Below are 24,817 nucleotides of genomic sequence, written 5' to 3'. Positions count from 1 at the left end.
CTTCTTTCATGACATGACTCTGCCTGTGTCCTACTCGTATTATATCTTCTATCTCTATGATATTCTACCTCTTTTAAGATGGAAAGCTATGTTAAAATAAACTATTATAAGCACAACCACGTAGGAGTGAACGACCGATGGATAAGAAGGATATCGCCGGAATTCGCCGGCAGCTAAAAGTTGATAACGATCTATTAAAAATCCAGAACATCTTTAACGTCTATATCATGAAAGAAACAACAGAGATCTACCACCATCAGAGCCAGCCATTTGAATTGCTTGAACGAGAACAGCAAGAACTGTTTATGAACAACTTCAAGAAATTGCTAACAGGAAAGCTCGATGAGAAGTTATTTGAACTAAAGTTCCAACGAGAGGCCGAGAATCACACGCAGCTTATTTTACATAAAGGCCTGTTAACCAATAATGTTCAGGACTGGATGCAAGAAATGCTCTATATGACGGAGAAAATGATTGCAGAACGCCCTTATGAACACGATGTCGTTATTACATTCGTCCGCGCAGAATATCTGAAACCAACGCGTAGAGGAAGTTCAGAATGTGAAGAAAGCGACCGGGATACCGTTTACTCCCACCCCTTCATTCTCTGCAGCGTGAATAAAACACAAGATCCGAAGAAGGAATATCAATTCGATTATGTGCAGAAAGAGTTTAAATACAACATTGAAGTCGACCCTGTTGTAGATCTGAATACGCCAATGGGCGGCTTCCTTTTCCCTACGTTCACCAATCACTCAGCCGATGTGAACCATATTCTTTACGCCTCTGGGAAAGCCCATGAGCCAGACCTTCATTTTGTAGAAGAAGTGCTGAACGGTGAAGAGCCAATGACAGCTATGGAAGATAAAGCCGTTTTTGAAGAAGTGATTCGGGATGTTGTAGGTGACCAAATGAACCCCTCAACACTCGGTAACGTCTATCGTGAGGTCAATCAAGTTGTCGAGGACCATGAAGAAGGCGAAGAACCGCCGAAGCTTGATTACAGAGACGTTGAACGTGTACTGACAATGAGCGGTGTAGAACAGGAGAAAATTGATTCCGAGAAAATCAAAGAATCCTTTAAAAGGTACACAGAAAACGATAATTACGAACTAAAAGCAAGTAGTATCGTACCGAAATATAAGTCAAAATCCATTAAGATCAACACGAAGCTCGCCAACATTTCGATTAGCCCGCAAGACTTAGAACACGTCAAACAAGTTAATTTCGACGGCAGACGTTATCTTATGATTGAGCTAGAAGAAGACGCGGAGATCGAAGGCTTTAAGATGTTGCCTGAAGCCTTTGGCGGTGCCACAAAAGCAGAAGAAAATGAAGAAGAGGGAGACCATTAACGGTCTCCCTCTTTTCCTTGATCAAACGTTTGATCAATTTATGATTCGTAAGGAATTTCTTTATCCTCGCACCATCTCTTGGCGACTTTAAGAAATTGAGTTTCTCGATAAGCGTACCAATCTTCTGCGAGACCCAAGTCTCCCACCATATCTTTAAAACGGCGGAAAGCTCCTCGTCCCCGGATCGCCCGGAGTAACTTATTTCCCTTTTCTTCATCCTCTAACGAATGAGCGAATGATTCCATTACTCTATACTCGTCCAAGTCGCGTGGCGTTGGCAATTCCACGAAACGACTACTCTCATCCGCGACAAATAGATCGGCCCATTTACGGTTTTCTTTCTGCCTGGTTGGTAAGTCACCAATCGGTTTTCCTTCTTTTGCATCGCGGATCTCATCATGAGTAATTGTGATGATCTGTCCTGTTTCCTTGTCGAGGTATATATTCCAATCCCCATCGTTTATTTCAGCATTGTCTGCAATGGTTTGAAGGTTAACTCTCACACGGTTCATTCCTTTCTCATTTGCTTTTTCGCCTATCATTTATATGTTACTAGTTTATTTAATGTAAGCTTTTTTATTTAAACGTTCCATTAAAACGGTATGATTCACATCCGCTAACGTTCATTGTTACCTTAAAGAGGCCGCCTGCATGTGGATAGCGCTGCAAGTCTTCTTCACTCATATCTTTCCTAGCTGTGGTAATGAATAATTCATTCATGTTTACGCCGCCAAAGACACAGCATGTTACATTCAGGGCGGGGACCGGGATTTCTTCTACTTTTTCACCTGTATCAGGATTCCATCTAGACACTTTCGCACCTCCAAAGTGCGCAATCCAAAGCATCCCTTCGTCATCAATCGTCATCCCATCAGGAGCCCCCTCTTCATTTTCAAAAGAAAATGACAGAAGCAGGGTGACTAATGTCCCCTGTGTCTCGATTGTAGTCATACCGATAGACCTGATTTTCAAAGGTATCAATATAGTACATGTGTGTATGGTCTACTGACCAAGCGATCCCATTAGAAATCCCAACACCCGTCACTTTCTCTTTTACAGACAAGTTCTCCTCAAGGCAATAGAGTGTTCCACTTCTCTCTTCCTCTTCCTTATCCATCGTTCCTGCAAAGAATCTTCCCGCAGGATCGCACTTCCCGTCATTAAAACGGTTACGAGGTAAATGTTCCTCTGGATTCATAATCGGATCCAGTTTATTTAGCTTCCAATTATAAAAGTAAAACCCATTCTCAAGCGCAAGCACGACTTCATCAGAGCTTTTTGGCGCAACCGCTCCAGGGGCTTGGTCAAGCTCTACCGTTATATTCTTATGCTCGACAGGATTATAACAATGGAGTTGTTGCTGCAAAATATCCACCCAATAAAGGACTCCCTTTTCACGATCCCAGCTTGGTCCTTCTCCTAACCTTGATTTTGAATCTACGATCAGTTCTACACCCATGCGCGTTCCTCCTAGATGAGGTTTTATTTTACCTTATGTATACCTTATTTCTAGATAAGTGTAATTTCTCCTTGGGGGGAATTAAGTTAGCCCTAATCACCTCACATGCCTACAAGTCTTTCCGATGTTATAATAGAGGCACGAAAGAGACATGGAGGTATGTATCATGAGAATTGAAGTATGGTCAGATGTAGTCTGCCCGTTTTGCTATATTGGAAAACGTCGCTTAGAGTCGGCTCTTAAAGAATTTGAACAAGCGGATCAAGTAGAGATTGATATACAGTTTAAAAGCTTTGAATTAGATCCGAATGCTCCTGTAAATAGCAATCAGACCACAAATGAAAAACTCGCTGAAAAATACGGTAAGACGTTAGATGAAGCAAAAGAAATGACAGCCAATATGACTCAGCAAGCTGCTGCAGAGGGACTTGATTTTGACTTCGATCGCACGATTCCAACAAATACGTTCGATGCTCATCGCTTATTCCAACGTGCTTCTGAAAAAGGAATCGGCAACAAAGTATCTGAGCACTTATTCCACGCTTACTTTGAAGCAGGCAAACACGTCGGCGACCGTTCCATCTTGAAAGAGATCGCCCTTGAAGCTGGTCTATCAGAAGAAGACGTAAAAGCTGCCTTTACGGATGAGAAATATGCAACAGCTGTAAGAAGCGATGAACAAGAAGCGGGACAAATCGGTGTTCAAGGCGTTCCATTCTTCGTATTCAACCGCAAATTTGCTATATCAGGCGCCCAGCCGAAAGAGGTCTTCTTACAAGGCTTGCAGAAAGCTTATGAAGAAGAGAAACAAGCACCTGCTTTCGAATCGATCAGTGGTAAAGACACAGAAGTATGCACAGATGAAGGATGCGACATCTAATTAAGAGTTGAAATATACAAAAATAAGACAGGGCTCTAGGTCCCTGTCTTATTTTTTAGCGATATCTTATTGATCAAACGTTTGATCAATGGCTCATCACCTTCGATATCAAGGGGTTTTAGAGAGTATTGATGAGATACTCTTAAAGGAAAGATAGTAATAAAATCAGCAGAATTGGAACCACTAAAACCATGTAGGCCATTGGACGAGCAAAGTTTACCGTCATTCCTATACCAAACCGCTTCTCTACTAAGACAGAAGGATCTTGTTTATTAAAGTAGATCATGCCACCGATCCAGTACCTGTCTTCATCATACTCCTCTACTTTATCATCTTGATCCGTCACCACAACTTCATCTAAGTCAGAATCTACTTTCCCAACCTTAATGGCAAAGACTACAGCCCCTGCTAATGTAAGAAACATAAAGATTAGAGGTACCAGCATAACCATCATGTCACTAAACATGTTTCCGTACAGCGTCATGACTTGCAGAAACGAGAATAGCATGGTCAGTAACAAAGAGACGAGCAGCAGTAACCAGCTTGTGTATTTACGTAAGTTCATTTGCCTCTTTTTGGAGGCTTGTGTGTTCGTTGGACGGATCTTAAAACCTGAACGTTTCGTTAGTTCTATGATACCAAGAAACATGCCCTGAAGGACGAGCAATATGAGCGGAAGAGATAATACAGACAAGGCACTTTTATCTGTATAAGCATCTGGCTTTCCATCTGCTCCCCAATGGACCGGTATTTGATCTGGGAACTGACTATAGTTCGCTACTGTAAAAACCATTAATCCGATCGTTAATAGGATTGGTAAAGAGACCACATACCAAGGTAGCATTTCGTCTTTGGCCCTGATGTTAAGGTCAGAGATTTTCACTTGCTTTTTCCCCTCAAACCAGCGCTGTTCCTTCTTCAATTTAGAGATCTTAATGTGGAAATAGAAGTAAAGGACAAGTGAGGTAACAATAACAAGAAGCGGCAGCATCAGCCCCATAAGAGCCATTTGGACATCCGTTGGTGTGGTTCTCATGCTCCAGACTAAGAATGTTATGAGAACACCAAGGACCAAAACCCCGGTAATAATAGAATATAATTTTTTCGATCGCTTAATCACCGCGTGATTCGTATGTTCCATCGGTACCGTCACACCAAACACAACAGTCCGTTTAACCAAGAAAGGAATAGAAACTTGAATCACACTCACGATCAGCGTCGATAAGAATAAAATGATCCCTTCCATTTACTTCATCTCCCTTACATTTCTCATAATTGAGTCAACAAGCGCGTGAATATGATCATCATCCATCCCTGAAACCATAGCCTCAACAACAGTAGGTCGTAGCTTCTCAGACAATAGATCTGTTTGCTCTTTAGGGACACCTTTTGATGGGTCTACGCTTATAACAGCACCTGATTTCGGAACGATCGTAATAACCCCTTTTGCCTCCAAATCATGATAACTCTTATTAATTGTATGCATGTTCACACCAAGGTCTGAAGCGAGGCCACGTACAGAAGGCAACACTTCACCAGCTTCTAGCTCTCCGCGAATGATCCCTTCCATTACCTGAGTGCTCACCTGGGAATAGATCGGTATATCCGAGTCTGGCTCAATCTGAATATACATCCTCCCACCTCCATTCTGTTCTACTACTATTATAACAAAACTGTTCTAGTTAATGTATAACAATTAACAGTAGACATAAAAAAACAGGCAGGAATCGATTTGCGATTCCTGCCTTTTTTGATTCTCACCCTAATATCATGGGATGTCTTATTATTAATTTGCGTCTTCTGGTATAACGACTTCTAGACTTACGTTATCAATTTCAATGGCATGAGCCTCAGCGAATTGGCCCATTAAATATTTTAGAGAAACTGTGTCATCAGCTGTCATTTCAAATTGATACGTAAAAGTGTTATAGTCTTCCGTTAACGAAACTTTCTCACTAAGATAACGGTAATAACCGCCATTCTCTAACGTAACCTCGATATCGCGTGGTACAGAGGATTTAGCATCAAAGGACAGCTCGTACTTTAGACCTTTAATTAATTCCAACCCTGCATATTCTGGAAGGACACTCCATGTTTCATTACCTGCATTTTCAATATCAACAAGTAATGCTTCATTTACTACCTCTGCAGTTGCAGTAGCATCAAAGTGAATGTAAGCTCCCCATCCATCCATACCCTCTGAGAAATCTCCATTCGTTAACGGACTCAAATCAACATCGCTGTAATCAACATAAGTAGAAGTTTGATCTAGACGAACGTCATCCATATAAACGTTTGCCGCAGCTCCACCGATGTTAAAGATTAGCTGGCCATTTAAATCAGCCATATCTTTCGTCATTTCAAAGGAAACGGTATACGTATTCCAATCACTTCCTAAGGATACCTCCTCAGCTTCTTGATAGACCATTGATCCATCCTCATTCACAAAGCTAACGGACATTTCTCTATCTTGATCAGCCTTCGCTCGGAATGTGAGGTCATAGGTACTTCCTTTCAAGAATTGGAGACCGTTTTGCTTAAACTGAATATCTTTCATATCAGATCCGCCATCTGCAATATTCATATGCATAAAACGCTCTTCTTCTGTAACATAAGCTTCAGCTTCTGCACCGTTTTGCGTTACGGTTTCCCAGTAAACAAGTCGGCTGAAGTCGCCTTGGTCAAATGTTCCATTATACACATGGTTTCCATCGGCTAGCGGTTCTTTTTGATTTGATTCATCAACTTGTCCTGTAATGTCTTCTACTCTTACATTACCAATCCAAACAGGGTTTGCTGACGCAGCACCCAGATTGAATTCTAATCGTGCCGCAAGATCTGTATCTTGGTTGTGAGTAAACGTATATTCGTATGATTGAACTTCATCAGTCAAGTCCATCGTCTTTTCACCTGAATAGTTCGCATATCCTCGTTCAGCACCACCAGATACTTTCGTCATCATTGTACGATTCGCATTCGATTTAGCATCAAAGCTCACCTTATAGGTTCGACCTTCTCCAATTGATAGTTTTTGAATCAATTGGATAGCCCATAGTGCATTACCAGCATTCTTTATATCTGTCTTGGCAAAGGTTGTACCATCTAAGGTTTCTTTTGAAATATTACCTTCTCCAGCAAAGTCTGGGAGAGTAAGGAAGTTCCAGTACGTTTCATCCATTGCATCTGTAACTTCATCAACAATTGTAATCTCTTTTTCATACGCCTGATCATAAATAAGGTTTCCATCTTCTTGCGGTTGCTTCGCATCTTCAGGAAGTGGCTCAATGTCAACGCTTGGTTCTACAGCTTCCTTATAATCACGGCCTGTGAGTTCATACACCCTCACATAGTCTACTTCCATCTGGCCAGGGAATTCTGTTGTCTCATCCGGGTCACCGCCATACCAGCCACCAACAGCCAGATTTAGGATCATGTAGAATTCCTGATCAAATGGTGCAGGGAATGTGTAGTTCGCTGCTTCGTTTGTCCCTTTACTAAACCACTTGTTTAACGTCTGGTACAGTTCACCATCTACATACCAGCGCAGTTCACCAGGCTCCCATTCTAGAGAGTAAGTGTGGTAACCAGTGTAATCCTCCCCTTCTGGGAAGTGATATTCATCACCCGTATACGTATTGTTCGGCCATTCTTCACCATAGTGAATCGTTCCGCCAACCGTACTTGTGTCATTACCTGCTGCTTCCATAATGTCAATTTCACCTGAAACAGGCCAGTTGCCATAAACGCTATCTTCTGGCATCATCCAAAATGCTGGCCAATAGCCCTGTCCTTCAGGAAGCTTCATACGCGCTTCAAATTTGCCGTACTTCTTGCTAAATAAGCCTTTTGTTTTTAACTTAGCTGACGTATAGTCGTAAGAGCCAAATTGGTCTGTAATAGGCTCCTCTTCTTTCTTAGCTTCTATAACTAGATTTCCATCTTCAATATAAGAGTTCTCTGAAGAATCGGTATAGTACTCTTTCTCATTGTTGCCCCAACCAGCAGCAATTCCTTCTCCATCCTCATCCACAATCCAGTTCCCAATGTCGTACGTCCATTTGTCTGGATCTATATCGTCTGTTAAGAACTCATCGTTCCAAACAAGCGTCCAGTCAGATGCTTCTTGTCCGAAAGTATAGACAATCGCTTTATTAATATCAGACTCAATAAATTTGACGGTATTTTGTATAGACGCTTCGATATAAACGTTGCCTTCTACTTTCGTATTGTTCAGTTCCGCATCACTAGCGCCTTTTGTTAAGAGTAAGTCCCCTTTAATCGTGACATTCTCAAGAGTAACGTCCGATTGAGTAATTAGAGCTGAGCCCTCAACCGTCTCGTCGGCGTATGTACCTGAGGTAAACACCGTATCTGCAAGAGACTGAATGTAAGTAACGGCTTGTCCCCATTTCACAGGCTTGTTAGACTTATCGTTCTCATCCCATGTTTGATTTGGGAAGAAATACGCTAATAATTTCACAGCTTCCCCGTGCTTAATAGCTGAATCCGCATCTCCCTCATCATCTTGCCAATAGCCTAGTTTTCCTGCTAGGTTCAAGATCTCCTCTTCTTCATCAGAATAACCGACCATTTGGTTTAACACATTTGCAAAAGCTAGTCTTGATGTTGCTGCTTCAACGTTAGTAGGGTGAAAGTCTTTTTGCTCCAGCCACTCTACCTCAACGTCTTTGCTTTTGGCTGCTTCTACTTGAACTGTACCGCTTACTACTAAAGCTACCAATAGACAAAACACGAAAAGTTTCTTCATACATTCAGCCTCCTATAGATTTTGAAAACCACTCGCATTCGATTACGAAACCGGTTTCGTTTTTCGCATAAAAAATACTTTCAATGGATTCATTAAAGCAAACCGAACATTCGAAAGCGGTTTCGAATTAATAACTATGAAAGCGGTTTCTAATTGCTTTAATAGTATCATAGATTCCGATCCTTTCAAGTGAATTTTTTCGACATAATTTTACATGAGGCCGATCTCATAAGTCTTTATTCCCCCGCCCTTTAACCCATATAAATAGCGGAAGGGACGCTACTTGGCCCCTTCCGCACGTTGTACTAATTATGAAAATCAAGCCCTGATTCGACAGGAGCAATGTATCCCGCTCGAACGACATAGTCTCCGAAATGCTCCCCTTCTAAGCGTTCTTTTGCATAGCTGTGAATGATTGGTTTAAGCGATGCTAAAATCTCATCCTCACCGATATTTTCCTTATACAGCTTATTTAAACGTTCTCCCTTAAACCCGCCTCCTAAATACATATTGTACTTACCAGGGGCTTTGCCAATAAATCCGATTTCACTTAGCGCAGGGCGAGAGCATCCATTCGGGCAGCCAGACATCCGTATCACAATCTCTTCATCTCTTAATCCCGCATCTTCTATAATATCCTCAAGCCGATCCACAAGAGACGGAAGGTAGCGTTCAGACTCGGCCATCGCTAAGCCACATGTAGGGAAGGCCACGCACGCCATCGAATTCCTTCTAAGCGCAGAATTATACCGTCCATCAGACAATCCGTATTGCTCCACAAGTTGCTCAATCGTTTCTTTCTCATTCTCTTCTACACCAGAAATAATTAAGTTCTGACTTGCAGTGAGGCGGAATTCACCTTTATGCACATTAGCAATCTCTCTTAACCCTGTCATAAGCTGATGGTTCTCTTCATCCTTGATTCTACCGTTTTCCACAAATAGAGTCAGGTGCCACTTCCCATCTCCTTTAACCCAGCCGTACCGGTCGCCGTTATGATCAAATGAATAAGAGCGAGCTTCTTCTAAAGACCATCCTAGTCGATCGTTTAACTCGTTCTTTAACCAATCGAGTCCTCTCTTATCGATTGTGTATTTAAACCTGGCATTCTTACGCTCAGATCGATTTCCGTAGTCCCGTTGAATCGTAACGACCTTCTCAGCAACATCTGTCGCTTGGTCCACTTTACAGAATCCTATTACGCGTCCAAGTTGAGGATACGTAGTAGTATCTCCATGGGTCATGCCCATACCTCCGCCAACAGACACGTTGTAACCAACAAGCTCCCCATCTTCGACAATTCCAATGAAACCTAAGTCTTGGCTGAAGACATCCACATCATTCGAAGGAGGTACTGCTACGCCAATCTTAAACTTCCGCGGTAAGTAGAATGGGCCGTAAATCGGTTCGTCCTCATCACGTCCGTCTAACACCATCTCTTCATCTAGCCAAATTTCATGATAAGCTTTTGTCTTTGGTAACAAGTGCTCGCTCACTCGATTAGCTGTATCATAGACTTGGCTATGTACAGATGACTGATAAGGGTTCGCTGTCGACATGACATTCCGGTTCACATCTCCACACGCTGCAATGGAATCCATTAACGCCTGATCCATTTCTTGAATCGTTTGTTTCATATTCCATTTCAAAATGCCGTGCAGTTGAAATGTCTGCCTAGTCGTCAGTTTCATTGTTCCATTGCCATTCGTATTGGCTAGTTCATCCATCTTCAGCCATTGTTCTGGTGTCGCCACTCCCCCAGGCAAGCGAACGCGTATCATAAATTGATAGGCGGGTTCTAATTTCTTATGCTTTCGTTCCTGACGAACATCTCGATCATCCTGCATATAGCTACCATGAAACTTAAGGATCTTCGTTTCTTCTTCTGGGATACTGGCTGTAATCCGATTACCGAACTCTTCAACTAGAGATCCCCTTAAGAAGTTACTATCCTGCTTAATCCGTTCCATTGCACTAGGGGCGCCTCCTGACTGCTTCCCTTCATCTCTTCCCATGATCTCCTCCCCTTTCTCTTCTATTAATAGACATCTCGCTGGTATCGCTTTTCCTTACGAAGCTGATTTAAGTACGTTTCTGCTTCTTCAGCCGTATAGTTTCCTTCTTTTTGAATGATTTCTAAAAGGGCATTTTGAACATCTTTCGCCATATACGTCTCATCCCCACATACGTATACATATGCGCCACCTTTTAACCATTCATAGACTTCCTTACTGTTCTCTAGTAAGCGATGCTGAACGTACACTTTCTCCTCGGTATCTCTTGAGAAGGCGACATCCATCTTGGTTAGTACACCATCACTCAACCAGCTCTGCCATTCTGTCTGGTACAAGAAATCACTAACGAAATGCTGTTCGCCAAAGAAGAGCCATGATGGCCCCTTGTCTTCGGTTTCTTCTCTCTCTTGCAAGAAAGCCCGATAAGGCGCAACCCCTGTTCCGGCGCCAATCATAATAATAGGCGTATCTTTCTGTTCAGGCAGCTTAAAGTTGGAGTTCTTCTGGACAAAGACAGGCAGGTGATCTCCAATACTTGATCTCTCCGAGCACTGTACAGAACAAACACCTGATCTTTTCCTTCCATGTGCTTCATAACGAAGGGCTCCGATTGTCAGGTGAACTTCATCAGGATTCGCATTTTGACTACTAGCTATAGAATAAAGGCGAACCGGAATTTTCCGGAGTAGTGCTACAAAGTCGCTGACCTCCCCTTTCCAAGGCGCGAAATCGGTAACAAGATCAACCAAATCTCTTCCATAAACATAGTCTTGTATCGCTTTAGAGTCATTCTCTTCTAACCACTTTTGCAATGAATCACTTAAGGAAGATGTCTTCTCAAGAAGGGGTTTTGATAAAGTGGTAATGTCATAGATTGAGCGAAGAGCTTCTCTGAGCGACAGTTCCTCACCTTGCTTATTAACTGGAACAGTTAAGTCCCCATCCCACTCCAGAACTTGAAGCAACTGCTCTACGAGTGCCGGGTCATTCTCAGGATAGATGCCAAGACTATCCCCAGGTTCATAGGTAATCCCGGACCCTTCTAAATCAAGTTCAAGATGACGCGTTTCTTTATTGGAACCTCGACCGTTCAGATCTAGATTCTCTAAAATTTCAGCCTTGAATGGGTTTTTCTTAGAATACGTTGTTTGCTCTTCAATCACAGCAGAGGCAGGGGCGGATGAGGAAACGGCTTCCTGGCCTAATTCCTGTTTCACTGCTTGGATCCATTCTTGCGCTGGTTCCTCATAATCTAAATCACAGTCTACCCGGTTATAGAGCCGACTAGCTCCCAATTCTTCCAAACGTTTATCCAAGTCCTTCCCCGTCTGACAGAAGAATTCATAAGAGCTGTCACCTAGAGAAAGGACAGAGAAACGAACACCTTCAAGGCTTGGCGCTCGCTTACTATGAAGGAAATCGTACAGAGAAAGAGCGTTGTCGGGCGGATCTCCGTCTCCATGAGTACTTGTAACGATCAGGAGGTCTTCTACTTTCTTGATATTTTTTGGTTTTATATCATCCATTGATAAGCATTCTACCTCTAAATGGACGGCTTGCAGTTGTTCCGTAAATTCTTTAGCAAGCGCCTCACAGTTTCCTGTGTGAGAACCATAAAGAATCGTGACTTTTCGAGTTTGTGGTGTGTTTCCTTTGGTGGTATCTTTCGCCTCTACTGTTCCTTCTTGATTGCCGACTTGAGCTGAGGCTAAGTACCCGCTGAGCCAAATCTTTTGACTTTCCGTAAGCGTAGGAAAAAGGCGATTTAGTAGATCTATTTGTTCCTGGTTAAATGGACTATTCGTTACCTTTAATGACACTTGTTGTCACCTCCAAACGTTGTTCTTGAGACGTTCGATAATAGCGTTCTAATTCAACGACCATTGCCCCCATCTTCTGTACCTCAGGTTCAACGACATATGTAATTCCTTGCTCTCGTAATTGACCGGCAGTGACCTTACCAACTGCCACCGCTATAACGCCACTGTTAAACGATTGCACCATTTCATGATTTTGCTCAGCGAAAACGTTAAGAACTTGTGTTTTACTAGTGAATACAACAGCATCAAGTGACTGAGCGATGATGGATTCACGTAGCCGATCCGTGACGCTTTGTTCCGGAGGGTCAAAAGCATAAGGCTTTGATACGTATACGTCGTACCCTAACCCCTCTAACGTCTCTTGCCACAAGGCGTCATCTTGATGATAGGCCTGGAGAAAGACACGTGAAGTCTCCTCGCCTCTTGGAAGAGCTGCGACGAGATTTTCCATCGTTCCATCTTCTGAGACTAGCGCTGGTTGTAGCTCTTTTTCTTGTAACCACCGCAACGTTTTACTCCCACGTATAGCAAGGGATTCTTTCTGTAGCTTCTGTATAAAGTGTTGTTTGAAACCATGTTCAATCGAAGCACCTTCTAACGTTTTAGCTCCTATACCGGTCGTTAAGATGACCCAGTCAAATTCTAGCTGGATATAATCACGTACGTTTTCCGCGCTAATATCTTGGTTTAACTGCTGCTTCCCTTGTGATGGGTAAGCCACCGCTTCCGCTCCTTTCTTTTGAAGGAGCGTACATATTGCTTCTGATTGTCGATCAGCTGCGACGCCAACGACCTTACCCTTTAATCCCGACACGTTCTCACCACCTTCGATCTATTGCTTCTTTAAATTGATGCTGTTCTTCTTCATCCTTGTACCGTTCCTCTACAATCTCGCGAAGAAGCCTTCTTTTTTCCCCTTCATCCATAGAGGAATGCTTAATCTGTTGCCTGCATTCATATAGAAAATCCACATACGGTCCGTAGTCGTCATAATGCTCCCTGATTTTTGATAAAATCGATGAGGTGAGTCCAGGACTTGCCCCAGCCGTTGAGACGGATATGGTGAGCTTCCCTCTCCTAAATAATCCCGGAAAGGTGATATTCCCTCGCTCAGCATTTGTTGCGTCATTAATAAGTGGAATATGAGCAGCGACCTGAAGTACTCTCTCATTCACCTCTTCGTCATCTGTCGCCACAACCAATAGAAACGCCTCGCGAGCATCGCTTGCTTCAAACAGCTTATCAAGCCACTTAATCTTCCCAAGGCTAACCAACTCTTGAAGGGAGTCCGTCAAGTGCGGGCTGACGATGGTAACCATAGCCCCATTTTCAACAAGGGCTTTAGCACGTTTCCAAGCGACTTTTCCTCCCCCAATAACGACAGCACAAAGGCCTGTCATTTCGACCATTAAAGGAAGTTGACTCATCGTGTGCTCCCTCCTATGTCACTCTCATTTGTTGGTCCCATTCCTCACTGACAAGAGCTTCGTGAACACGGTCTGCCAGTGCCTTAATCATAATCGGATGGTCACCGAGGTAATGTGTCATTGTAATCGGGACCCCTTCTTGTTGAAGACTTTCCACTCTCTTGTTCATGGTTTGAATGAGCTTCCCAGTAAACCATAAATATGGGATCACAACCGTTCTCTTATTTGAGAGGACGGCCCGACGGATTCCCTCCTCAAAAGTAGGAGAACAGGCAGCCAGATAGCATACATCAACAGATGCTCCGCCTATTCCTTCACCTAGCCAGCTCGCAATCTGTTCAATAGATGCCTTTGTTTCAGGATTTCGACTGCCTCTTCCAACAAGGACAAGGTGAAGATCTTCTTGTAAAGATGCGACCTCCTGAATCCGGTCGACTAGAACTCTCGTTATCCGCTTCTGTATGCCAAGGGGCTTCCCGTACTTGAAGCGAATGTTCGGATAAAGAGCTACACCTGCTTGTATTTCATCCGGTATATCGTGATAGTAATGACCAGCACTTAGCAATAAGACAGGGACAATTGTGATGTCTGTTGCCCCCTTCTCCACAAGACGCTTGATCCCTTGAGCCATCGTTGGTTCGGCTAGTTCCAAAAAGCAGATTTCAAATAACGGAGTAGCCACTTCTTGATGCACTTGATGAATGTAGGAAACTGCTTCTTCTTTCGTTTCCTCTACTCTACTTCCGTGACTAACGTACAGAACAGCTTCCATCATCTTCTTCCTTTCTATCCCACAACAAGAGGTTCAATAGCTGGCAGGCTTTCAAGCCATTTCAACTCTTCTCGTAATTTTACGACCTCTCCAACCACGATCATGGAAGGATTTTGCATACTTTTAGCCGCGTCGACAATATCTTGAAGCGTCCCCGTTACCGTTTGCTGCTCTTCTGTTGTGCCCCAGTGCACGAGAGCGATCGGTGTATCAGCAGGTCGACCATGACGGATTAGCTTATTACAGATCTTTGGAAGATTCCGCACGCCCATATAAATGCACAATGTATCAGAACTCTTTGCCACATGCTCCCAGTACTCATCTTCCTCGAGATTCGTGACGCCTGTGATAAAGGAAACAGAAGAACTGTAATCCCGATGAGTTAATGGAATCCCTGCATAGGCAGGAGCAGCCACCCCTGACGTTATGCCTGGCACAATTTCATACGGAATACGTGAAGATGCTAACGCCTCTGCTTCCTCACCGCCTCTTCCAAAGATAAACGGGTCTCCCCCTTTTAACCGGGTTACCGTCCTCCCTTTAGAAGCATACTTGCACATCAAGTCATTAATCGACTCCTGTGATAAAGAAGGATGATCAGGGCTTTTGCCACAGTATATGAGTTCCGCATGCGGACGCGCTTCTTTCAGTAAATCTGCATTTATAAGACGATCATATAAGACCACATCTGCTTCTTGTATCGCTCGTAATCCTTTCACCGTAATAAGTTCAGCATCCCCTGGACCTGCACCTACGATATACACCTTCGCCATCAGCTCTCACTCCTTCATGTAGTGGACGTTTTCTTCTACACCCAGCCTTTTTCTTCTAAATAGTCGATCACTTGATTTGCACAGGTTTCAATATCCCGCTCGTGTGTATGTAGAACCAACTCTGGGGAAGTTGGCGCTTCGTAGGGGGCATCAATTCCTGTGAATCCTTTAATTTCACCGCTTCTCGCTTTCTCATATAACCCTTTTGGATCTCGCTTCTCACACTCTGCTAAAGGACAGTCGATAAAGACTTCAATAAAATCCCCTTCAGGAAGCAGATTCCGAACTCGGTCGCGATCCTCCTGATAGGGAGAGATAAACGCCGTTAACACGATCGTGCCACTGTCCGTAAACAATTTCGCAACTTCTCCAATTCTACGAATATTCTCTTCTCGATCTTGAGTTGCAAAGCCAAGGTCTTGATTTAATCCGTGCCTTACGTTATCTCCGTCTAGCAAATACGATTGGAGGTGCTTCTCATATAACTTCTCATTCACGCGGTTAGCCACACTCGACTTTCCAGAACCAGATAGACCGGTAAACCAGATCACTCCACTATGGTGCCCGTTTCGCTTTCGGTAATGATCAACCTGCAAGGAGGCGTCGTGCCATGTAAGATTTGAACCCATATCCATCACCCTTTCCGTTTAAGATTGAACAGAAGAATCTGCTCTAAGTCCTTCTATAAGCACATCTGCAATTTCTGGACGACTAATGGTTTTAGGCGGTCGCTCTCCATTTCGAAGCAGTTCCCGGACCTTAGTTCCAGAAAGAATGACATGTTCTTCTTTTCCATGAGGACAAGTCTTGCCAGATACCATCGCTTCACAAGCCTTGCAATAGAAACTATGTTCAAAGAATAAAGGTGTAATTCCTAACTCTTCTTCATCAAAATGGGAGAAGATCTTCTGAGCGTCGTACGTACCATAATAGTCACCAACACCAGCGTGATCTCTGCCAACAATAAAGTGAGAGCAGCCAAAGTTCTTACGGACAAGAGCATGGAATATGGCTTCCCGAGGCCCTGCGTATCTCATCGCAGCACTGAAGACCGCTAAGACGACTCGGTTGTCAGGATAGTAATGCTTCAGTAACACTTGATAACTCTCCATCCGTACGTCTGCTGGAACATCATCACTCTTTGTCTCTCCGACTAAAGGATTTAGGAAAAGGCCATCCACTGTTTCAAGTGCCGCCTTTTGAATATATTCATGCGCTCTGTGCACAGGATTACGCGTTTGGAAACCGACGACTTTGCTCCAGCCGAGCTCTTCAAAGCGTTGTCTAGACTGGGCTGGATCTAAATAAAACCCTTCATCGTGCTCGCGCTCTGAGCGTTCTATAAGAACAATCTCACCAGCTACATAATAATCAGGGCGTGCGAAGAGCTTCTTCACTCCTGGGTGCTCAAGTTCAGTCGTTAAGTACACTTGCTCTGCCTCTTTTGTCTTATTCGGCTGGTACACCTCTGAGACCTCAATATAGCCATACACCGTGTCTTCTAAATTCAGCTCGGCTACATCGCCTTTACTCAACTGTTTTGCTTTCTCCTCATCAACTGGTAGCGTAATCGGAATGCTCCAAGGTGTTCCATCTGATAACCTCATCCGGTCCACAACGGATTCATAATCTTCTTTACTCAAGAACCCTGTTAACGGACTATAAGCGCCATTGGCCAATAGCTCCAAGTCACTTAACGCCATCTTATCGATCGAGATGCTCACATTTGCTTCTGGGGCATCCTCTTTCGTACTCCACTGATTCACTAATGTTCCTCCGTGCGGTGCAATAACTGTCATATTCATTCCTCCCAAAAATTGATTAATCTTGGTTTCCTGTCGTGTGAAGTCCACACTCTGTCTTATTAAATCCTTTCCACCTGCCTGATCGTCCGTCTCCTTCATCAGGAGATGTGCACGGCATACATCCAATACTCGGATAGCCTTGATCATGCAAAACATTGTAATCCAAGTCGTTTAGTCGGATATATTGCCATACAAAATCCCACGTCCAATAAATTAAAGGACATACCTTTACAGACTGGAATCGTTCATCTTTATTAACAAAGTTTGTGTTCTTACGACTTGCTGATTGTTCACGCCTCAACCCAGAAACCCAGGCTGTGGCACCGCTTAGCGTATCTTCAAGTGGCTTAATCTTTCGAATGTAACAGCACTGATTCGGATTTTTGTTCCACAAAGCTGATCCATATTCTTCAGCTTGCTCATCTAGTGTTAAATCTGGCTTTCTCATTTCAATATTCAACTGAGGGTACCTGGCCTTCACCTTATCGATTAGTTCATACGTTTCTTGAAAATGAATACCTGTATCTAAGAAAACAACCTTCGCATCGGGTTTTACTTTGGAAATCAAGTCAATCAACACGATCCCCTCAGCTCCAAAACTACAAGCATACACGATCGAATCCCCGTAGGTTTCATATGCCCATTTCAACACGGTTAAAGCACCTTCTACTTCATTATCTGGCCGATAAGAGGCGAATGGATCGCCTGTGAACTGCTCATACGTTACGACTTCTTGTGTCATAAGCTCCTCCCTCCTTGCTTCAATCGATACAAAAACCTCTCTTCTTGAAGACAAGAAGAGAGGTTCACTCTATACAGTGACCCATCTTCTTATCTTCCAAGTACTTCACTTGCTGGAGTTGGCACAGTATCTGATGATCAGACCCGTTGCCGAGGCTTCAAAGGGCCAGTCCCTCCACCTCTCAGGATAAGAAATTCGGTTATCGTTTGCTGAATATTTTATTATCCAAAATACTATGCTCCATAGAAGAATATGTCAACGATTTATTTAAATTTTTATAATTTTATTAATATCTTGACAATTTACTGGGCGTATTTTACATTAGGAACTATTCAAATTTAAATAAGTCCTTATACAGAGCCGGGGGAGGAAACTGGTCTTACGATCCCGCAGCAACCTCTTACTTATGAAGAAGGTGCTCAGTCCAGCAGAAACAGTTCTGAAAGATAAGGAGAAGGTACTATTCACCTCTTCTTACATAAGGGGATTTTTTTATGTCTATACTCGCTTAGCTTTATTTTTTTATTTTAATCCCGAGTAAAAAGATAAGAATAATACATTTAGGGGTGAACGAACTTTGAGGAAACTATTAATCTTTGCTTTTGTAGGTTTTTTTGCTCAGTTAATTGATGGTGCTTTAGGTATGTCTTACGGATTAAGCTCTTCTTCGCTTTTGCTAGCTTATGGAGTAGCTCCTGCAGTGGCGTCTTCATCTATACATATGTCTGAAATTGCCACAACGGCCGTATCTGGTTATTCCCATTACAAATTTAAGAACATTGATAAGTCATTAATCCTGCCACTCATCATACCTGGCTCGATTAGCGCCTTTTGTGGGGCGGCTTTCTTAAGCAGTCTCCCTGGTGATGTTATTAAGCCATTTGTCTCATTCTTCCTGCTCCTACTCGGAGTCTATATACTCGTGCGCTTCTTACTACTTAATGTTGAGCGTTCGAAACCAAGACCAACCCTTTCCCCTAAAAAGCGTTTCATCTATCCGCTTGGGTTCGTAGCTGGATTCCTAGATGCCATCGGTGGAGGTGGTTGGGGACCTGTAAACACTCCGATCTTATTGTCCCAAAAAGGAGCCACCCCAAGGAAAGTAATCGGTACAGTCGACACAACAGAGTTCGCCATTACAACCTCAGCGACACTGGGATTTATTTTATTTCTCGGATGGGAGGAATTTAACTGGTTATGGGTTACGGCTTTTGTGATTGGAGGCGTAATCGCCGCTCCCCTTGCAGCCTGGCTTGTTCAAGTGATTCCAGCATTAATCTTGGGTGTGTTAGCAGGTGGGTTTATCGTTTTAACCAACCTACGGACGTTACTCTTAACGGTTGATTTAGATACAACTTTAATTTATATGATTTACGGTATTCTTGTTGCAGCTTGGTTAACGGTGGTTATGTTTTCAATACGGAAGTACATTCGAATTAGAGATTATGGGAAGTCTTATGTAAAACAGTAGAGTACGTATGCCACAGCCCCATTTCCTGTAACCCCCACCGCCTACCTGCTATACTAAACGTAGATTAAAAAGTGGGATGGTGAATACATATGAACAAAACAATTGGCTTTATCGGAACGGGCGTTATGGGGAAAAGCATGGCACGAAACTTAATGAAAACAGGGTTTTCCGTCAACGTGTATACCAGGACAAAAGCGAAGGCAGAAGACCTAATTGCTGAGGGTGCTTCGTGGAAAGACGATGTGGCACAACTCGCTGAAAGCTCAGATATTATGATCACAATCGTGGGATACCCAAGTGATGTGGAAGAAGTATATCTTGGGGACAACGGTATTATCCAACATGCCAAATCCGGTTCTCATCTCATTGATATGACCACCTCCTCACCTCAGCTGGCTCAACAAATCTCCGACACAGCAAAAGAACATAACCTTCACGCGTTCGACGCTCCTGTATCAGGTAGCGACATTTACGCAGAGCAAGGGAAATTAACGATTATGGTTGGCGGAGATAAGAAATACTTCAAAGACGTTCTCCCGGCTTTTGAAGCGATGGGCCAAAATGTTGTCTTGCAAGGCCCAGCAGGCTCAGGGCAACATACGAAGATGTGTAACCAGATTGCTATTGCCTCTACGATGATGGGCGTTGTTGAAGCCATTACGTATGCAGAAAAAGCAGGACTCGATCCCAAAACGGTTCTAGAGAGTATTCAATACGGAGCAGCAGGCAGCTTCTCCCTATCCAATCTAGCCCCTCGTATGATCGACGGAAACTTTGAACCGGGCTTCTACGTGAAGCACTTCATTAAAGACATGAACCTTGCCATCGACTCAGCTGATAAAATGGAGTTACCCGTACCAGGCTTAAAACTCGCTAAGGACCTATATGACCGTTTGAGTGAAGCTGGCGGGGACAATGACGGGACTCATGCGCTTTATAAGTATTATAAGATGATGGCAAAAGAGCAATAGAATAGAACTTTTTCAAAAAATAAAGGCTAGGAGTTCCCCTTGATACGGAGGATCTCCTAGCCCTTTTTATACCTTATTTATTTGAACGCTTAAGAATGCTCTTAAAGTGTGTGAATGTGTCAAAGCTCGCTTTACCATGGTAAGCGCCCATGCCGCTATCACCCACACCGCCAAATGGCAGGTAGTGCGTCGTCATGTGATTAATGGTGTCATTAATCGCACCACCACCAAAGGAAATGTTGTTCAGTACATCATCTTGCACCTCTTGATCATCAGAGAAAAGATATAGCGCTAATGGTTTTGGACGATTCGCAACTGTATCAATCGCTTGCGAAGTCTCTTCGTACGTCAACACTGGAAGGATCGGGCCAAAGATTTCATCTTGCATGACAGGATCTTCAAAAGAAACATTGTCTAACACCGTTGGCTCAATAAACAGCTGAGATCGATCTGATCTTCCTCCTACAGCCATGTCTCCATTATCCAAGAAGTTGTACAGACGATCGAAATGTCGTTCACTCACAACGTGATTATAGTCACTTGCAGAGACATTTTCTCCATACGTGTTTGTGATTGCTTCTTTGATTTTAGCGATTAATGAATCTTTAATACGGCTATGAGCAAGAACATAGTCTGGCGCTACGCAAGTCTGACCCGCATTGGCGAATTTACCGCCAGCAATACGTTTTGCTGCTTCATTAAGATCCGCATCTTCATGCACAATGGCAGGGCTTTTTCCTCCTAGCTCAAGTGTTGTAGGGGTTAAGTTCTTAGCCGCCGCTTCTGCAACGATTCTCCCTACACCTGTACTACCTGTGAAGAAGATATAGTCAAAGTCCTCTTTTAAGAGAGCTGTACTTGTTTCGACTTCCCCTTCAACGACACATAAATACTCTCTTGAGAAATTGTCATTGATCATATTTGCTAATAGATTGGATGTGTTTGGCGTTAATTCAGATGGTTTTAAGACCGCTGTGTTTCCAGCCGCCACTGCCCCTGCTAACGGAAGAAGCGCAAGCTGAACCGGATAGTTCCACGGGGCAATGACTAGGGCGGAACCATAAGGCTCAGGTGTTATAAAGCTTGTAGCCCCCTCATGTGTTGATGGCGTGTCTACTTCTTCCGGTGTGGACCAATTCACTAGGTTCTCAACCATATAATTGATTTCCGCTACGACAAGACCAATCTCGGCACGCTTTGTTTCCCCTTCTGGTTTATTCAGATCCGCTTTAAGAGCGTCTAGAATATCCTGTTCATGGGTTGTCATAAGATCTTTCAATTTATTTAAAGTATCGATACGGTATTGTGTATGTTTCGTCTCCCCAGTACGGAAAAATGACTTCTGCTTTTGCGTTAGTTCTTGATAGTTTTCCATCATTGATTCTCCTTTATCAAGTCTCAATCAAAATGAGTATTCTATTTAATAAATTTTCTAGATTCGTTGCTTCTATTATTCAAAGAATGGAGCGTGCATATAAAGATACGCTTCTAGTAAAGTATGGTCAATTTATTTGTTTCGAAATGCGAAATAATCGCCAACCTCAATATTTTATTAAGGGAACCAGAGCTGTTAAATAAGTCCTTATCCACAATATCCCTCTACTTCATATGAAAGACCCTTCCCCATTTGTTAAGAATTCTAGTAAAATGACAATAGATATAAAAAGAAGCTAGATAAAGAGAGGATTATGCACGCATGTCTTACAAAATGATCATTCTAGACTTAGACGATACATTACTTGGCAATGACCACAAGATATCAGAACGAAATAAAGAGGCCTTAATGAAAGTACAAGATCAAGGAGGAAAAGTAGTACTCGCATCAGGGCGACCGACTTATGGCATGGTTCCTTTCGCCAAGGAGCTTTCCCTTGCCGAATACGGAAGCTTCATTCTTTCCTTTAATGGCGGAAAGATTATTAACTGCCAAACCAATGAAGAGTTCTTTAGTCAGACGTTAAGTGTAGACGCCGTTCGTCGACTAAACGAAATCAGCCAGCGAGAAGGCGTTCAGATCCACACGTACGTCGGGGACGAGATTGTCACAGCAGAGGACAACCCTTACACATCAATCGAATCCGATCTTACAGGTCTTCCGATTAAACTAGTCGATTCCTTTATAGATGGTGTGACTGAACCCGTTGTGAAAGTGCTAATGGTGGGAGAACCTGAGCATCTTAAAGTCGTTGAAAAGAAACTCCAAGAAGAACTAGGGGACGAATTTAGCGTCATGCGCTCTAAGCCATTCTTCCTTGAATTCACAGATAAAGGCGTTACTAAAGGAACGAGCATTGAGAAACTAATTCAAGAAGTTGGCGTGAAGCGCGAAGAAATTATTGCCGTTGGCGACAGCTATAACGACCAGGAAATGATTGAATTCGCAGGTCTTGGCGTCGCAATGGGAAATGCACCTGAGGATATTAAAGAGGTTGCTGATTTTGTAACAGATACGAATGTGAACCATGGCGTTGCACAAGTGGTTGAAGAGTTTCTATTGAAAGAGAACCTCACTTATAAATAACCGGGACTAGGGGACAGGTCCCTTGTCCCGCTGGGCGCATCTGTTACCTTTTGTACCCATTAAACTGGAAAAAGGTCACTGATCAGATGGATCAGTGACCTTTTTAGTCCATAACTACATTACAATGTCAGAGAACATCCCTTAAAGGAACCCACCTCAATCATGGGTCATTCGGATTAATTACCGCATACATGTGATGATCTTCCCATGTCCCATTAATTTTTACATTTTTAATTGCCAATCCCTCTTTGTGAAAACCTGCTTTCTCTAACACACGACAAGAAGCTTTGTTCCGAGGCATGACACCTGCTTCAATACGATGGAGTCCCAAAACAGTAAACGCATATGCAACGACTAACTCCACTGCTTCTGTTGCATATCCCTTTCCGTTATGAGCATGCGCCAAAGAGTAACCGATCATGGCGCTTTGTAAGGCACCACGCTTCACCTCAAATAAGCTCACCTCTCCAATTAGCTCATCATTCTCTCTTAAGAAAATACCAAACTTATAACTTTGATCCTGCTTTTGGTATTCTATAAACTTCTTAATCCTGTTACGTTGATGATCATATGTATAGAAATCAGGCTCTCTCGCCATCGAGGTGGATTCAAAAAAAGCTCGATTTTCTTGTTGGAGATGAAGCAAGCTTTCTATATCCTCCATTGTAAAAGACCTTATATAAACCACATTTGATTTCAATTAGATCACCCCCTACCCTTTTATTCATCTGTTATCCACATTGTAACATTCAAAGTACTAAGGGACTTAGGGACAGGTCCCTTGTCCCATAAATTAACAAAACACTTGATTTTCCATCTACTGTATATTACCTTTAAACTACATTGTATAACAAAGTAGTTGAGTTTTCTGGTTATTTTTTTGGCCAACTATATTGCATTACAAGTTAGTTGCCGAATTCTAACCTGTTAAAAGGAGGAACATGATTGTCTTCAAGTCAAATTTTAAAAGGCATTCTAGAAGGGTGTCTTCTCTCGATTATTGGTAAAGGAGAAACTTATGGCTATGAAATGATGGAAAAACTACATGCCTCTGGGTTCACTATGGTTAAGGAAGGTAGCATTTATCCCCTATTACTCCGAATGAAAAAAGAAGGGCTTGTAGCAACGACTCAAAAACAAGTGCCCTCAGGTGGACCGAAACGTAAATATTACTCGTTAACCCCAAAGGGCGAGGAAGAACTAAAAGAGTTTAAGAAGAGATGGAGTGCTATTTCAGGTAGTGTTGATTCTTTATTAAGAAAGGAAGGGTAATGAAATGAAAGTGTCTAAAGAAAGTCAGCAATTTCTAGATAACCTAAGAATCTACTTATTATCCAGCGGGAAGAATGAACAAGAAATTAATGAAATCGTTGAAGAGCTAGAAGATCATTTATATGAGGCTGAGAGAAACGGAAAAGATGTAGAAGATATTATCGGTCAATCCCCAAAAGAGTACATGAATCAGGTAGCGGATGAAATGCCGCTTGATCTTAAAGGAGTGTTAAAGTATATCCCGATTATCTTAATAGGTGCCTTTTCATTTATTTTAATAGATGACGCGATTCGCGGGACTATGGAATATTCCTTGCTTGAACTCATCGGCTATCCCTTCATTTTCTTTATCAACCTTTTTATTATGTTCAGAATCGCTTTTAGATATTTAGCAATCTCCTCCTTATCCGAAACCAAGCAATGGCTATTATTATCCCTGGTTGGAATGGTCCCTACATCCCTATTTATCGTTATTTATTACGTAGATCGCTCTTTTCAAACCCCTTCGATCGAATTTGGAAACGTTGGTGTCACGGTAGCAGTCGCTTTTGCCATAGCTACCCTTATCGGAATCACTCTATGGAGTAAGTCATGGGTAACGATTATTATTCCAATTCTTCTGTTCCTGCCAAGGATATTTATTAATATGACAAGTATTGAAGACAATACAAAGCTCATCGTTTCAGGCATCCTCCCTCTTGTATTGGTAGGTACGTATCTATTCATTGTGTCCAAGAGACAGCAACATAGCTGATGTTGTTTCCTC

22 protein-coding genes, 1 pseudogene and 2 riboswitches are annotated in these 24,817 nt (G+C 42.8%); of the genes and pseudogenes, 7 read left to right on the top strand and 16 right to left on the bottom strand.

Annotation, left to right across the window (positions count from 1 at the left end):
* Positions 1-137: 137 nt before the first annotated feature.
* Positions 138-1,355, top strand: coding sequence for a DUF4317 domain-containing protein (locus tag IEW76_RS16270; protein WP_188655487.1), 1,218 nt, complete (start codon positions 138-140; stop codon positions 1,353-1,355).
* A gap of 38 nt (positions 1,356-1,393) precedes the next feature.
* On the opposite strand, the gene IEW76_RS16265 is transcribed toward IEW76_RS16270, so the two are convergent.
* Both IEW76_RS16265 and IEW76_RS16260 read right to left on the bottom strand, forming a co-directional pair.
* A complete protein-coding gene (locus tag IEW76_RS16265; RefSeq protein ID WP_188655486.1) occupies positions 1,394-1,867 on the bottom strand; it encodes a UPF0158 family protein in 474 nt (157 codons plus the stop codon).
* 64 nt (positions 1,868-1,931) lie between these two features.
* A pseudogene (locus tag IEW76_RS16260) lies at positions 1,932-2,814 on the bottom strand (SMP-30/gluconolactonase/LRE family protein).
* 166 nt (positions 2,815-2,980) lie between these two features.
* Between IEW76_RS16260 and IEW76_RS16255 the strand changes: the two are divergent.
* Entirely contained in the window at positions 2,981-3,694 is a 714-nt protein-coding gene (locus tag IEW76_RS16255; protein WP_188655485.1) for a DsbA family oxidoreductase, read from the top strand.
* A gap of 142 nt (positions 3,695-3,836) precedes the next feature.
* Here the strand turns inward: IEW76_RS16255 and IEW76_RS16250 are convergent, their stop codons facing one another.
* The 12 genes from IEW76_RS16250 to IEW76_RS16195 all read right to left on the bottom strand — a co-directional run bounded on the left by IEW76_RS16250 (position 3,837) and on the right by IEW76_RS16195 (position 17,816).
* Positions 3,837-4,940 (bottom strand): DUF1648 domain-containing protein, encoded by a 1,104-nt coding sequence (locus IEW76_RS16250; RefSeq protein WP_188655484.1) that lies wholly within the window; start codon positions 4,938-4,940, stop codon positions 3,837-3,839.
* Entirely contained in the window at positions 4,941-5,327 is a 387-nt protein-coding gene (locus tag IEW76_RS16245; protein ID WP_188655483.1) for a GntR family transcriptional regulator, read from the bottom strand.
* A 153-nt stretch (positions 5,328-5,480) separates the two neighbouring features.
* A complete protein-coding gene (locus IEW76_RS16240; protein WP_188655482.1) occupies positions 5,481-8,462 on the bottom strand; it encodes a carbohydrate binding domain-containing protein in 2,982 nt (993 codons plus the stop codon).
* A gap of 305 nt (positions 8,463-8,767) precedes the next feature.
* Positions 8,768-10,477, bottom strand: a complete 1,710-nt coding sequence (gene cysI / locus IEW76_RS16235; protein ID WP_188655481.1) for an assimilatory sulfite reductase (NADPH) hemoprotein subunit — start codon at positions 10,475-10,477, stop codon at positions 8,768-8,770.
* Positions 10,478-10,500: 23 nt separating this feature from the next.
* Entirely contained in the window at positions 10,501-12,297 is a 1,797-nt protein-coding gene (locus tag IEW76_RS16230; RefSeq protein ID WP_188655480.1) for an assimilatory sulfite reductase (NADPH) flavoprotein subunit, read from the bottom strand.
* Positions 12,275-13,111 (bottom strand): uroporphyrinogen-III synthase, encoded by an 837-nt coding sequence (locus tag IEW76_RS16225; protein ID WP_188655479.1) that lies wholly within the window; start codon positions 13,109-13,111, stop codon positions 12,275-12,277. Before IEW76_RS16225 ends, IEW76_RS16230 begins: the two co-directional genes overlap by 23 nt.
* Positions 13,112-13,115: 4 nt before the next feature.
* A complete protein-coding gene (locus tag IEW76_RS16220) occupies positions 13,116-13,724 on the bottom strand; it encodes an NAD(P)-binding protein (RefSeq protein ID WP_188655478.1) in 609 nt (202 codons plus the stop codon).
* Positions 13,725-13,737: 13 nt separating this feature from the next.
* On the bottom strand, positions 13,738-14,499 hold the full coding sequence (locus IEW76_RS16215) for a sirohydrochlorin chelatase (RefSeq protein WP_229721274.1): 762 nt from the start codon (positions 14,497-14,499) through the stop codon (positions 13,738-13,740).
* Positions 14,500-14,510: 11 nt separating this feature from the next.
* On the bottom strand, positions 14,511-15,269 hold the full coding sequence (gene cobA, locus IEW76_RS16210) for a uroporphyrinogen-III C-methyltransferase (protein ID WP_188655477.1): 759 nt from the start codon (positions 15,267-15,269) through the stop codon (positions 14,511-14,513).
* Positions 15,270-15,304: 35 nt separating this feature from the next.
* Positions 15,305-15,898 carry an adenylyl-sulfate kinase gene (gene cysC, locus IEW76_RS16205; protein ID WP_188655476.1) on the bottom strand — a complete coding sequence of 198 codons (594 nt, stop codon included), beginning with the start codon at positions 15,896-15,898 and terminating at the stop codon, positions 15,305-15,307.
* 18 nt (positions 15,899-15,916) lie between these two features.
* Complete coding sequence (sat, locus tag IEW76_RS16200) at positions 15,917-17,068, bottom strand: sulfate adenylyltransferase (protein WP_188655475.1); 1,152 nt, start codon at positions 17,066-17,068, stop codon at positions 15,917-15,919.
* A 22-nt stretch (positions 17,069-17,090) separates the two neighbouring features.
* Complete coding sequence (locus IEW76_RS16195; RefSeq protein WP_188655474.1) at positions 17,091-17,816, bottom strand: phosphoadenylyl-sulfate reductase; 726 nt, start codon at positions 17,814-17,816, stop codon at positions 17,091-17,093.
* Between the two features lie 86 nt (positions 17,817-17,902).
* Positions 17,903-18,009: riboswitch (SAM riboswitch) on the bottom strand.
* Positions 18,010-18,163: 154 nt separating this feature from the next.
* Positions 18,164-18,269, top strand: a riboswitch (SAM riboswitch).
* 124 nt (positions 18,270-18,393) lie between these two features.
* Between IEW76_RS16195 and IEW76_RS16190 the strand changes: the two genes are divergently transcribed.
* Positions 18,394-19,287, top strand: a complete 894-nt coding sequence (locus IEW76_RS16190) for a sulfite exporter TauE/SafE family protein (protein WP_188655473.1) — start codon at positions 18,394-18,396, stop codon at positions 19,285-19,287.
* Between the two features lie 89 nt (positions 19,288-19,376).
* Complete coding sequence (locus IEW76_RS16185) at positions 19,377-20,258, top strand: NAD(P)-dependent oxidoreductase (protein ID WP_188655472.1); 882 nt, start codon at positions 19,377-19,379, stop codon at positions 20,256-20,258.
* A gap of 73 nt (positions 20,259-20,331) precedes the next feature.
* Here IEW76_RS16185 and IEW76_RS16180 read toward each other — a convergent pair whose 3' ends face one another.
* Complete coding sequence (locus tag IEW76_RS16180; RefSeq protein WP_229721273.1) at positions 20,332-21,636, bottom strand: aldehyde dehydrogenase; 1,305 nt, start codon at positions 21,634-21,636, stop codon at positions 20,332-20,334.
* Between the two features lie 318 nt (positions 21,637-21,954).
* Between IEW76_RS16180 and IEW76_RS16175 the strand changes: the two genes are divergently transcribed.
* Positions 21,955-22,779 carry a Cof-type HAD-IIB family hydrolase gene (locus IEW76_RS16175; protein ID WP_188655471.1) on the top strand — a complete coding sequence of 275 codons (825 nt, stop codon included), beginning with the start codon at positions 21,955-21,957 and terminating at the stop codon, positions 22,777-22,779.
* 160 nt (positions 22,780-22,939) lie between these two features.
* Here the strand turns inward: IEW76_RS16175 and IEW76_RS16170 are convergent, their stop codons facing one another.
* Complete coding sequence (locus IEW76_RS16170) at positions 22,940-23,479, bottom strand: GNAT family N-acetyltransferase (protein WP_188655470.1); 540 nt, start codon at positions 23,477-23,479, stop codon at positions 22,940-22,942.
* 245 nt (positions 23,480-23,724) lie between these two features.
* Here IEW76_RS16170 and IEW76_RS16165 point away from each other — a divergent pair, with 245 nt between their 5' ends.
* Both IEW76_RS16165 and IEW76_RS16160 read left to right on the top strand, forming a co-directional pair.
* Positions 23,725-24,051 carry a PadR family transcriptional regulator gene (locus tag IEW76_RS16165; protein WP_188655469.1) on the top strand — a complete coding sequence of 109 codons (327 nt, stop codon included), beginning with the start codon at positions 23,725-23,727 and terminating at the stop codon, positions 24,049-24,051.
* A 4-nt stretch (positions 24,052-24,055) separates the two neighbouring features.
* Positions 24,056-24,805 (top strand): HAAS domain-containing protein, encoded by a 750-nt coding sequence (locus IEW76_RS16160; RefSeq protein WP_188655468.1) that lies wholly within the window; start codon positions 24,056-24,058, stop codon positions 24,803-24,805.
* The last annotated feature ends 12 nt before the right edge of the window (positions 24,806-24,817 follow it).

This window comes from Pontibacillus salipaludis (assembly GCF_014642405.1).
GTDB lineage: Bacteria > Bacillota > Bacilli > Bacillales > BH030062 > Pontibacillus > Pontibacillus salipaludis.
This window is presented reverse-complemented; position numbering and strand designations above follow the sequence as displayed.

Bases quoted from the DNA above. Each gene is read 5' to 3' on its own strand.
- IEW76_RS16270 (WP_188655487.1), top strand. From the start codon at position 138: ATGGATAAGAAGGATATCGCCGGAATTCGCCGGCAGCTAAAAGTTGAT.
- IEW76_RS16265 (WP_188655486.1), bottom strand. From the start codon at position 1,867: ATGAACCGTGTGAGAGTTAACCTTCAAACCATTGCAGACAATGCTGAA.
- IEW76_RS16255 (WP_188655485.1), top strand. From the start codon at position 2,981: ATGAGAATTGAAGTATGGTCAGATGTAGTCTGCCCGTTTTGCTATATT.
- IEW76_RS16250 (WP_188655484.1), bottom strand. From the start codon at position 4,940: ATGGAAGGGATCATTTTATTCTTATCGACGCTGATCGTGAGTGTGATT.
- IEW76_RS16245 (WP_188655483.1), bottom strand. From the start codon at position 5,327: ATGTATATTCAGATTGAGCCAGACTCGGATATACCGATCTATTCCCAG.
- IEW76_RS16240 (WP_188655482.1), bottom strand. From the start codon at position 8,462: ATGAAGAAACTTTTCGTGTTTTGTCTATTGGTAGCTTTAGTAGTAAGC.
- cysI (WP_188655481.1), bottom strand. From the start codon at position 10,477: ATGGGAAGAGATGAAGGGAAGCAGTCAGGAGGCGCCCCTAGTGCAATG.
- IEW76_RS16220 (WP_188655478.1), bottom strand. From the start codon at position 13,724: ATGAGTCAACTTCCTTTAATGGTCGAAATGACAGGCCTTTGTGCTGTC.
- IEW76_RS16215 (WP_229721274.1), bottom strand. From the start codon at position 14,499: ATGATGGAAGCTGTTCTGTACGTTAGTCACGGAAGTAGAGTAGAGGAA.
- cobA (WP_188655477.1), bottom strand. From the start codon at position 15,269: ATGGCGAAGGTGTATATCGTAGGTGCAGGTCCAGGGGATGCTGAACTT.
- cysC (WP_188655476.1), bottom strand. From the start codon at position 15,898: ATGGGTTCAAATCTTACATGGCACGACGCCTCCTTGCAGGTTGATCAT.
- sat (WP_188655475.1), bottom strand. From the start codon at position 17,068: ATGACAGTTATTGCACCGCACGGAGGAACATTAGTGAATCAGTGGAGT.
- IEW76_RS16195 (WP_188655474.1), bottom strand. From the start codon at position 17,816: ATGACACAAGAAGTCGTAACGTATGAGCAGTTCACAGGCGATCCATTC.
- IEW76_RS16185 (WP_188655472.1), top strand. From the start codon at position 19,377: ATGAACAAAACAATTGGCTTTATCGGAACGGGCGTTATGGGGAAAAGC.
- IEW76_RS16180 (WP_229721273.1), bottom strand. From the start codon at position 21,636: ATGATGGAAAACTATCAAGAACTAACGCAAAAGCAGAAGTCATTTTTC.
- IEW76_RS16175 (WP_188655471.1), top strand. From the start codon at position 21,955: ATGTCTTACAAAATGATCATTCTAGACTTAGACGATACATTACTTGGC.
- IEW76_RS16160 (WP_188655468.1), top strand. From the start codon at position 24,056: ATGAAAGTGTCTAAAGAAAGTCAGCAATTTCTAGATAACCTAAGAATC.